This is a genomic window from Aliagarivorans taiwanensis DSM 22990, assembly GCF_000429505.1.
Taxonomy (GTDB): Bacteria; Pseudomonadota; Gammaproteobacteria; order Enterobacterales; family Celerinatantimonadaceae; genus Aliagarivorans; species Aliagarivorans taiwanensis.
Window position 1 is genome coordinate 1 of record NZ_AUBZ01000062.1, and the last position, 10,198, is coordinate 10,198.

Sequence of the window (10,198 nt, forward strand, 5' to 3'; positions counted from 1 at the left end):
TGGAACTGTGCTGGGTCGAGGCGTGAAATCAATCGGGCAATGGTATCGTGTACTGGTAGGCCTGCAGTAAATAGCCCCTTTTCACGGAACCAGTGGAAGTGGGCTTCACCAAAGTCTTCGATATCTTCCCAGCCATTGGCTCCGCCAATCGTTGCACATACGGTTAGGAACAGCACATCGAACAACGGATAGCTTACTTTAGCGCTTTGTCGAGGATCTTTAATACTGCCGAAATGCTGGGAAAATACATCGATGGTCATGGAAGGCTCCCGAAAAAGGGAGTATAAGATCACAGCACGGACGTCAGGTCAAATTGCTTATAAGCGCTCAAAAAATGTTCGCGATCTCACCCTGGCCCTGAGGGTACTTCAAGCAACAAAGTCTCGCAGAACGTAGATCATCCCACACAGGTGAATCCCGAGTATCTGTCTAAAGCGTTCTCAGCGGTCAGGGACCGGCTAGGGCTCTATGCAGAACTGCCAGCCAGAGAGCGGCCCAGTTACCATGAAATCCGCGCGCTTTCTGCAACGCTTCATGAAAAAACGGGTGTCAGCCCTCAGAAACGGCTAACTCACCAAAAAAGTTCAACCACAGAGATCTACACACGAGGCCATGGCGGCTGGACCGAGGTTGAACACATGGAAGTTGAGGTGACTCCGGATTCACTCCGAGAAACTGAGAGCGGTGAGTTTGTTTCTTACCATTACCGGGTGAATGACTGAGCTTAACGTACTGTAAAATAAGCACTAATTGTTTATATTAAAAATAATTTTAAATTCACGCTCTTCAACCCCCACGGAATTTCCCTATATAGCGCCCAGGTTTTAAGAAATGGGACTGTGTATGGTCTGAGATTGATATCGGTTTGTCTTGCACCCGAGAAACTATCCAGTGGGGAGTCACTTTCTAGCTGTAATATTGTAGTTGATAGTAAGTTCGTCTTTTTGCAGTTCCTTGTTAAGTCTTTGGAATTCCTGTGATTAGGCTGGATCGCGCGTGCCACTCGTAGATGGTATAAACCATTGATTAAATGCGAAATCATTCCAGTTTCTAGAACTCAGTCAATTTTGTTCTCCTGTAGAAACAGTACATTATTAATGTATTTGTATATAAAAATAAGGCGTACACGGCGTCAATGACACAAGGGAGCGTTAGGTGACGGAGCTCGCAACCTATTTTAAGTATTGGGGAAAAGTGTCTAAAGACTCAGTACATTCGAGCGCTGATTATCATTTACTGGCCTACCACTCACTGGATGTGGCTGCAGTTTGCTTTGAATGGTTGAATGCAGATAAGGGCTTGCTCAGAGACTTAAGCGAGTTTCTGAGTGTCAACCCGGGGCAATTGAAAGTCATAACGAGTTTTCTGATTGCGCTGCATGATCTGGGTAAGTTTTCCTCTGCTTTTCAGGCGCTTGCACCACAGCAATTCGTTGATTTGATAACGCCTGATAATCGCAAGCCCTACGATGGTAGAAGCTATCGCCATGACCGCTTAGGCACCTGGTTCTGGCGTCGTCAGCGGCAGAACATTGTAGAGTACTGGAGCAGTAAAACGGCTTTAGACAAGCGTCAGCAGCGTTTTATAACAGACCCACTGAATATCCTGATGGATTGCATGCTGGGACATCATGGGGTTCCGGTCGAAGCTGATGAGGCGGGAATCGAAGGCTTTACCGAGCCTTGCAATCTGCAAGCGGCTGATGAGTTTGTTGGAGAGTTGCTTGAGCTCTTCAAACCAGAGTTTCCTGAATGCTTCTATCGGAACGACAAGCTGTGGCTGAGCCAGCTAAAGCAGGTGAGCTGGCATATTGCGGGTATCGCGGTGCTTTGTGACTGGCTCGGCTCTGATCAGGCCGACTTCCCTTATCAAAGTAAAGTTGTACCGTTGGAGCAGTATTGGAATACCGCAAAAAAGCAGGCCGCAAAAGCACTACGTGATAAAAGGCTGATAAGTGTTTACCCCGTCAGTCCTTTTACTTCGGTGAAGGCGCTGTTCTCTTTCGAGCCTACGCCACTGCAGGCCTGGGCTGAGCAGGTTGAGCTCACCAACCGGCCGCAACTGTTCATTCTGGAAGATGTGACCGGCTCCGGCAAAACAGAGGCGGCATTAACGCTAACCCACCGGCTGATGCAGCAAGGTGTTGCCGATGGCTTCTACTTTGGCCTGCCAACCATGGCGACCTCAAATGCCATGTTTAAGCGGGTGGCTGCTCACTATCTTCGTATGTATGAGGCGGCGCAGGAGAAGCCCGGCATTGTTTTGGCGCATGGCGCCAGAGAGATGAACCCGCTCTTTCAGGAGGCTGTGATTGCATCGGGTGAGGATGGCTCAAACTACCGCTCTGACGATCAAACCGCTTCGGCAGAGTGCCATAGCTGGTTAGCCGACTCCCGCAAAAAAGCCCTATTGGCCCCTGTTGGCGTTGGCACCATCGATCAGGCATTACTTGCTGTTTTGCCGAAGCGACATCAATCATTGAGGCTACTGGGCTTACACCGCAAAGTGCTGATCTTTGATGAAGTGCATGCTGCCGATGAGTATATGTTTGAGTTGCTGGAGGGCTTGCTGCAACTGCACCTTCATCAGGGCGGCTCGGTTATTTTATTAACCGCAACCCTGCCAATCAAACAGCGACAAAAGCTGGTGGACATCTGGCAGCAAGCCTCAGGCGTATCCCCAACGCTCACGCAAAAAAACAGTCTGTCAGATTTTCCTTTAGCGACTCAGGTAACGCCCGGCGCAGAGTTCCCGGTTAAAGAGAGCCGGTTATCAAGCCGAGAAGATGTCAGTCGAGAGCTGAAGGTAACCTTTGTGCATCAACCTGAGCAATGCATTGAGCGGATCATTGCGGCGACGGAGCTGGGGCAATGCGTAGTGTGGGTGCGTAACTCTGTTGATGATGCATTAGCAGCTTATGAGCAGGTTTCTGCTCGAATGTCACAGCCGAAGCACTGCATCTTGTTTCACAGCCGCTTTACCCTGGAGGACCGAAATCGCATTGAAGCTAAGGTATTAAAAGTGTTTGGTAAAAATACCCTTCCTGAAAATAGGCGGGGAAGAGTACTAATTGCCACGCAGGTTTTTCAGGAAAGCCTCGATGTCGACTGCGATCTGATGTTGTCAGATCTCTGCCCGATTGATGATCTAATCCAAAGAGCGGGACGATTGCACCGCCATACCCGGGATGAAAACGGCTGCTACCAACCTCAGCAAAAAGATCAACGAAAGCCTCCCGAGTTGATCGTGCATTCACCAGAATGGGCAGCTCAACCCAAGGCCGACTGGCTAAGCAAAGGTTTTAAGAATACCAGTTATGTCTACCCGTCTGCGGGGCGCTTATGGTTGGGGATGCGCGAGCTTAAAAAGCTGGGCGCGATCCGAATGCCCCAAGAGGCCAGGCAATTAATTGAAGCGGTTTACAGCGATGAAGCCCGCGAGCAGATCCCCGTGTCTCTGATAAAGCAGGAGCAAGAGCTGCTCGGCAAAGAGCGGGCCCGCGAGAATATTGCCTATAGCCGCAAACTGAATTGGCCCTATGGCTATTCGGCTACAAGTGGCTGTTGGGAAGAAGATGAGCAAGAGATCAATACGCGCCTAAGCGAGCATGAAGAGGTGCAGGTGGTGCTGTTAAAGCTCACCGATAAAGGCGGGTTAAGCCTCTGGAGCGATGCCCCGCGCTTTGCTTTGCAATTTAGCACCCTTAAGCTGGCTAAAAACAAGTATGCCGACAGGCTTACCACTATTCCTGAGCAATATCAGGCTCAATTAGAACAACTTGCCTCCCGTTATCCGCAGCTAAAGTACCAACAGTGTTGGTTGCCGAGCTTAGAAAATGAATATATTTATCAACCTAATATGGGGTTCTATCAACACAAGCCCAAGGAGGATCAATGAACTTAGTGCAAGATCCCTGGCTGCTATTTAAGGTAAAGCAGCCGGACGGAAGGATTTCAGAGCAGGAGCTGCCGATAACCGCAATCGCCAAGCCGGAGGTGATTGATTTTGCGCTGCCCCGGGCCGATTTTCAGGGAGCGGCTTACCAATTTGCCATTGGGTTACTGCAAACCCTGTTTGCTCCAGCTGATAAATATGAGTGGGAAGATCTCTATCTTCAAGCCCCTTCTGAGGAGCAGTTGCAACAAGCCTTTGATAGAGCCGCTCATGCCTTTAATGCCACCGGTGATGGCCCATTATTTATGCAGGACTATGAGAGCTTGGACGACGTGGAACCTGTCAATATTGACTCACTACTCGTAGATGCCCCTGGTGATAACACTCTTAAACATAATAAAGATTTGTTTGTAAAGCGTAATAGAGCCAAAAGGGTATCTGTTGAGATGGCTATTTGGATCTTGTTTACTTCCCAAATCAATGGTCCATGTATAGGAACTGGGTACCGTTCAGGCATACGAAAAAGCGGTCCATTAACAACACTTCTGATGCCAGGAGAAGATGATTCTGCTCTATGGCAAAAATTATGGCTTAATGTTCTGGATCGAAATACTTGGATTTACCCTGAACCTGATTTATCTAGCTTTGAAGTTTTCCCTTGGTTAGATAGAACAAAATCAGATGAGACTATTTACCCAAATATGGTTCATCCTCTACATGTTTTTTGGGCAATGCCACAAAGGGTTAGGTTATATATTTCTGAGGAACAGGTTGACGTTCATTGTGAGCTTTCAACAAGGAAATCTCGACGTGGAGTAGTTGAGGTATATCGAAGGAAAAATAAGGGGAATAACTATGATGGTGACTGGCTTCATTCTTTAACTCCAAGATACTGGGTTCCCGGGAAAAGCGAAGTTACCCCAAGGCCAGTCTTGGCAAATAAGCTATCTTCTACATACAAAATTTGGGAATCGATATCTTTCAGCTCGTCGAGATTTGGATTCAAGTGTGCTCGAGTCGTTGATAGGTATAATCGAATTGATTTTGAACTTGTTAATTTACCTAGGAAGCCATTTTTATGGGTTTTTGGTTACCACATGGAGCAGGGACAAAAAAAGGTACATGGCTGGTATTCTTCATCGTTTCCATATTTCAAAATGAATACAGATTTTTCCTCTGTTATCTGTGAAAGAACGGATCAGTTGTTGTCCTTGGCTGATAGCGCTTTGACATCTTGTGTGAAAAATGTAAAGGAAGCATGGTTTAAATCGCCACTGAAGGATAAAAAGGCAAAGATTCCTAAAGGTGACTTTAGCTTTGTTGAAGTTTCGTTCTGGCAGCGTACTCAGTTGTTGTTTTTTACCACCGTTCAACACCTGATTGAAAGTGACGACACCTATTTAACCCCTGAGCAAGCCCGAAGCTGGTTGAACGCACTTAGGGCAACCGCCTTTGACCTGTTTGACGAGTTGGCACTGTCGGAGTTGGGCTCTGAGCGCTCAATGGCAAAACGTATAAAAGCGAGAAAGGCACTGATGAAGGGGCTGCATGCAAAGCCGTTTAAAGACTTTGAAGCAGAGTACCGGATTGAATCGAACAAGGAGATTGCCTAATGGATAGAGAAACAGCCCAGCAAGGGCTGGGAGTGGCACTGCACTGGTGGAAAGCCATGCACCTAAGCGCGGAGGCGCTGAAAAAAGAGCAGATAAAACCGGCGCCCAGTGCCTGGAAAGCCGAACTGAAACGCTGTGAATCACCAGACGCCATTCTATTGACTCAAGGGTTTCGGGCCCTTTGGTTAAACCTGGGAGAGCCCATCATAACAGGGCCCGAGGCCCGGGTAGCTAATAACATGCGCTGCTGGGCGATGGTCGCTGCCGCATTGACGTTTGTAACTAAAGATTCCGACGACAGCTTTGCCAGGTTAGCCGGAAAAAATGGCCAGGGGGATAAGCCGGTGGTGAGTGAGATGCGTTTTGCCCAGTTGCAGCAATCTCAATCGCCTGAGGAGTTTGTGCGTTGTCTCAGGCGTATCCTGCAGCAGCTTAAAGGAGAAGCCTCGGTTGCGCGGCTGGTTGAGGATATTTGCCAGTGGTATCGGGAGCATACCTCGCAACAATCCCGTAGGGCCGACAAGCGTATAGTGGTGCGCTGGGCAATGGACTACTACCAGGCCGCACAATAGCGGCTGAACAGCATTATTTTTTTCAAAAGGATTGAGATCATGAGCCAATTTATTCAGCTTCACTTGTTAACCTCGTATGCCCCTTCTAACCTGAATCGGGATGATTTAGGCCGTCCTAAAACCGCCAGAATGGGCGGTTTTGATCGTCTCAGGGTCAGCTCTCAAAGCCTGAAAAGAAACTGGCGGGTATCAGAGCTATTTGAACAAGCGATGACCGGCAATATTGGAACGCGAACTAAAAAACTGGGAGAAATGGTCTTTTCCGCCTTAGTCGATGGCGGAGTGAAAGAGAAACAAGCGACCGCATGGGCCTCCACTATTGCCGGAGTGTTTGGCAAAGTAAAAAAAGACAACCCACTAGAAATTGAGCAACTTGCTCATGTGAGCACGGCAGAGCAGCAAGCCGTACTGGATCTGGCCGCTAAGTTGGCCGCAGAGCAGCGCGAGCCAGCAAAAGATGAGCTTAATCTGTTACGCGCAGATCGTACCTCTGTAGATATTGCTCTGTTCGGCCGAATGTTAGCTTCAAGCCCTGAATTTAATGTTGAAGCCGCGTGCCAGGTCGCTCACGCCATTAGTGTGCATAAGGTTGTTGTGGAGGATGACTACTTTACTGCAGTTGATGATCTCAATGATGGCAAAGAGGATATGGGCTCTGCACATATTGGCGAGTCTAATTTCGCTGCCGCGCTGTTTTATAGCTATGTCTGCATCAATAAATCTCAACTGGTCGAAAACTTAGGCGGTAATGAAGCGCTGGCAAATCAGGCAATTAAAGCGCTGACCGAAGCGGCAGTTAAGGTTTCTCCCAAAGGGAAGCAGAACAGCTTTGCTTCCCGCGCTTACGCCAGTTATGTGTTAGCCGAAAAGGGCGAACAGCAACCCCGCTCGCTCTCGGTTTCATTCTTAAAGCCGGTTCAGGATGATGACCAAGCTGCGGCGGCGATTTTGTCGCTGGAGAAGCAGACCCGGAACTTTGATGCCGTTTATGGTGATTGTGCTGAAGCGCGTTACACCATAAACGCCGTTGAAGGCGAAGGGACGCTGGTCGAGTTGCTTGATTTTGTTGCTGGCTAAGTAGAGGCTACCAGGATGAGAGAATATCTGGTCTTTCGGCTTTATGGCCCGATGGCGAGTTGGGGGCAACCTGCGGTAGGGGGAGATCGGCCAACGGCTTTAGCACCAACCCGCTCGGCACTGCTTGGACTGTTGGGGGCCGCATTAGGCATTAAACGCGAGGATGAGGCGGGTTTAGCCCGGCTTCAGCAAAGCGTCTGCTTTGGTATTAAACAGTGCGTTCCGGGCACACTTATGCGTGATTATCACACCACTCAGGTTCCTATCGGTACACCAGAGAAGTTAAGACATTGTCGAACTAGAAAAGCCGAGATTGATGAGTGTCAGCACCAAGAGAAATTCAATGCTAAAAACTCAAGGCCAAATGCGATCCTCTCCAGCAGAGATTACCGATGTGATGCCTTATGGGTTATTGCGGCCTGGCTAAGTCCAAAAGCGGAGCTAACGCTTGAACAGCTACAGACTTCACTGCAAAAGCCGGTGTTTACCTTATACCTCGGCAGGAAGTCCTGCCCTCTGGCACTGCCTTTGATGCCACAGCTTTTACCTGAAACATCGTTGCAGCAAGCGCTGGATCATCCCTTCCCGGCGCTGGTTTCAGAAAAAGCCGATCCCTACTGGCTCGGCGCTAATCATTACACCACCTATTTCTGGGAGGGGGATGTGAAGGCAATTGAACACGCAGCGACACAAACCTATCACCCCTGGGATGAGCCTCAGCACAGGGGGCGCTGGCAGTTTAAGCAGCGCGCGATGCACCAGTTAACCATCAGGGAGGCATAAGATGTATCTGTCAAAAGTGACGATGGTCTCTTCCACTCAAACGGCACAAGAGTTAGCCAAATTGCAGCGTAACGGTGTTTACGCCTCTCATCAGTTGATCTGGAAGTTGTTTGCCGATCAGCAGGAGCGAGGCTTCCTCTACCGGGAAGAAAAGGGGGCGACAGGCTTACCGGAGTTTTATCTTCTTTCCCGGAGTAAACCCCAAACCGAGTTACCGATATTTGCGTGCCGCAGTAAGCGCTTCGCGCCAACATTAACTGCAGGACAGAGGCTCTCGTATAAGCTCAGGGCCAACCCAACGGTCTGCACCAAAGATGAAAAGGGAAAGCAGCAGCGCCATGATGTGATGATGCGGGAGAAATACACCGCTAAGGGCAAATCGCTGGATGCAAAGGCGTTAAAGCAGTGCATGGAGCAAGCGGCGATTAACTGGCTTGCAAATGAGACGCGCCTGGCTGAGTGGGGCATCACCCTGGACTGCCAGCCCGATGTTGAGTGTTACACCCGGCACCGGGTGCAGAAAAAGAATCATCAGATCCAGTTTTCCAGTGTGGATTATCAGGGGCTCCTGACAATAGCCGACCCTGATAAGTTCCTGAGCCAATATGCCAGGGGTTTTGGCCGTGCTAAAGGGATGGGTTGTGGGTTGATGATGATTCGTCCTGCGTAACAGCCTAAGGATAGGGAATGGCATTTATCCCCCTCAAACCCATTCCCATCAAAGATCGCAACTCGATGATCTTTGTGGGTATGGGACGTATCGACGTAAAAGATGGCGCCTTTGTGGTTGTTGACGAAGTGAATGGCGAGCGTATGCATATTCCGGTTGGCTCGGTGGTGTGCATTATGCTCGAGCCCGGTACCCGGGTCTCTCACGGCGCCATCAAACTGGCTGCTCAGGTGGGCACTTTGCTGATTTGGGTGGGTGAGGCGGGGGTGCGTTTATACGCCGCAGGCCAGCCCGGAGGCGCACGCTCAGATAAATTGCTTTATCAGGCGAAGCTGGCGCTGGACGACTCGCTTCGCCTCAAGGTGGTTCGCAAGATGTTTGAGCTTCGTTTTGGTGAAGCCGCGCCGGAACGGCGCAGTGTGGATCAACTGCGCGGTATCGAAGGTGCAAGAGTACGTAAAACCTATGAGTTGCTGGCAAAGCAGTGCGGCGTAAAGTGGCAGGGGCGTCGCTACGATCCTAAAGACTGGAGCAAAGGCGATGTGGTGAACCAATGTATCAGCGCGGCCACCTCATGCCTGTATGGCGTTACCGAAGCGGCGATCCTGGCTGCTGGTTATGCGCCCTCCATTGGTTTTTTACATTCGGGTAAACCGCTCTCTTTCGTTTACGACATCGCGGATATCGTGAAATTTGACTTGGTGGTGCCCGAGGCGTTTCGGATTGCTGCGAAAAAACCTCATTCTCCCGACCGTGAAGTGCGAATAGCCTGCCGTAACAAATTCAGAGAATCTAAGTTGTTAAGCAAATTAATACCGTTAATCGAGGAGGTATTACGTGCCGGTGAGATAAAGCCGCCTCAAGCGCCGGCAGATAGCCAGCCTCCAGCTATCCCAGAGCCGGAAAATGTAGGCAACGATGGACATAGGACGAGCTGAATGGCGATGTTAACTGTAGTTACAGAAGCTGTGCCTCCTCGATTACGGGGGCGTTTGGCTGTGTGGTTATTGGAAGTGCGAGCTGGTGTTTATGTGGGGGATGTGTCCCGTCGCATTCGGGAGATGATCTGGTACCAAGTAACAGAGCTAGCCGAAGAGGGCAATGTGGTGATGGCTTGGGCATCCAATAATGAGTCGGGTTTTGAGTTTCAGACTTATGGTACAAATCGCAGAGAACCGGTAGATATGGATGGTCTTCGGTTAGTTCGTTTTCTACCCGAAGAACAGAGATGAACCACTGTAATTTGCTCTTTAAAAAGTTGGTAAATTTCTAGCCGCGTATATTTTCTTTATTGATCAAACATCTACAATTGGAGAGTTCCCCGCACCCGCGGGGCTAAACCGTGAGTGGTCTTATGACATGTGCGCTGTATATTGAGTTCCCCGCACCCGCGGGGCTAAACCGCAGGCCCGGATGTTAGCCTACTCAGTTCAGGGGAGTTCCCCGCACCCGCGGGGCTAAACCGCAAAAATAAGAGGGGGCAAGGTAGAACTCTACGAGTTCCCCGCACCCGCGGGGCTAAACCGGCTGAGAAAAGCGGGCGCCTGCCCGCCCCAGAGAGTTCCCCGCACCCGCGGGGCTAAACCGTA

Annotated in this window: 9 protein-coding genes and 1 CRISPR repeat array; of the genes, 8 read left to right on the forward strand and 1 reads right to left on the reverse strand. The window is 49.8% G+C overall.

Annotated features, from left to right (window positions below; translation table 11 throughout):
• On the reverse strand, positions 1–260 hold a 260-nt coding region (locus G462_RS0119580; RefSeq protein WP_026960484.1), incomplete at its 3' end, for an ISAs1 family transposase.
• A gap of 895 nt (positions 261–1,155) precedes the next feature.
• Here G462_RS0119580 and G462_RS0119585 point away from each other — a divergent pair.
• Genes G462_RS0119585 through cas2e form a run of 8 tightly spaced genes read left to right on the forward strand, consistent with a single transcriptional unit; the run spans position 1,156 to position 9,841 of the window.
• Positions 1,156–3,897: a CRISPR-associated helicase/endonuclease Cas3 gene (locus G462_RS0119585; protein ID WP_026960485.1), complete on the forward strand. Its 2,742-nt coding sequence runs from the start codon at positions 1,156–1,158 to the stop codon at positions 3,895–3,897.
• Entirely contained in the window at positions 3,894–5,507 is a 1,614-nt protein-coding gene (gene casA / locus G462_RS0119590) for a type I-E CRISPR-associated protein Cse1/CasA (RefSeq protein WP_026960486.1), read from the forward strand. Before G462_RS0119585 ends, casA begins: the two co-directional genes overlap by 4 nt.
• Entirely contained in the window at positions 5,507–6,079 is a 573-nt protein-coding gene (gene casB / locus G462_RS0119595; RefSeq protein WP_026960487.1) for a type I-E CRISPR-associated protein Cse2/CasB, read from the forward strand. The genes casA and casB overlap by 1 nt, the downstream gene beginning before the upstream one ends.
• 39 nt (positions 6,080–6,118) lie before the next feature.
• Positions 6,119–7,156, forward strand: coding sequence for a type I-E CRISPR-associated protein Cas7/Cse4/CasC (gene cas7e / locus G462_RS0119600; protein ID WP_026960488.1), 1,038 nt, complete (start codon positions 6,119–6,121; stop codon positions 7,154–7,156).
• A gap of 15 nt (positions 7,157–7,171) precedes the next feature.
• Positions 7,172–7,939 (forward strand): type I-E CRISPR-associated protein Cas5/CasD, encoded by a 768-nt coding sequence (gene cas5e / locus G462_RS0119605; RefSeq protein WP_026960489.1) that lies wholly within the window; start codon positions 7,172–7,174, stop codon positions 7,937–7,939.
• Position 7,940: 1 nt separating this feature from the next.
• Complete coding sequence (gene cas6e, locus G462_RS0119610; RefSeq protein ID WP_026960490.1) at positions 7,941–8,609, forward strand: type I-E CRISPR-associated protein Cas6/Cse3/CasE; 669 nt, start codon at positions 7,941–7,943, stop codon at positions 8,607–8,609.
• 17 nt (positions 8,610–8,626) lie between these two features.
• Positions 8,627–9,547: a type I-E CRISPR-associated endonuclease Cas1e gene (cas1e, locus tag G462_RS0119615; protein WP_026960491.1), complete on the forward strand. Its 921-nt coding sequence runs from the start codon at positions 8,627–8,629 to the stop codon at positions 9,545–9,547.
• 6 nt (positions 9,548–9,553) lie between these two features.
• Positions 9,554–9,841, forward strand: a complete 288-nt coding sequence (cas2e, locus tag G462_RS0119620; protein WP_342664488.1) for a type I-E CRISPR-associated endoribonuclease Cas2e — start codon at positions 9,554–9,556, stop codon at positions 9,839–9,841.
• Positions 9,842–9,923: 82 nt separating this feature from the next.
• A CRISPR array of direct repeats spans positions 9,924–10,196; the repeat unit is 29 nt; unit sequence GAGTTCCCCGCACCCGCGGGGCTAAACCG.
• Positions 10,197–10,198: the final 2 nt, after the last annotated feature.

Coding starts and splice junctions, on each gene's coding strand:
- casB (WP_026960487.1), top strand. CDS start 5,507: ATGGATAGAGAAACAGCCCAGCAAGGGCTGGGAGTGGCACTGCACTGG.
- cas7e (WP_026960488.1), top strand. CDS start 6,119: ATGAGCCAATTTATTCAGCTTCACTTGTTAACCTCGTATGCCCCTTCT.
- cas6e (WP_026960490.1), top strand. CDS start 7,941: ATGTATCTGTCAAAAGTGACGATGGTCTCTTCCACTCAAACGGCACAA.
- cas2e (WP_342664488.1), top strand. CDS start 9,554: ATGTTAACTGTAGTTACAGAAGCTGTGCCTCCTCGATTACGGGGGCGT.
- cas5e (WP_026960489.1), top strand. CDS start 7,172: ATGAGAGAATATCTGGTCTTTCGGCTTTATGGCCCGATGGCGAGTTGG.
- casA (WP_026960486.1), top strand. CDS start 3,894: ATGAACTTAGTGCAAGATCCCTGGCTGCTATTTAAGGTAAAGCAGCCG.
- cas1e (WP_026960491.1), top strand. CDS start 8,627: ATGGCATTTATCCCCCTCAAACCCATTCCCATCAAAGATCGCAACTCG.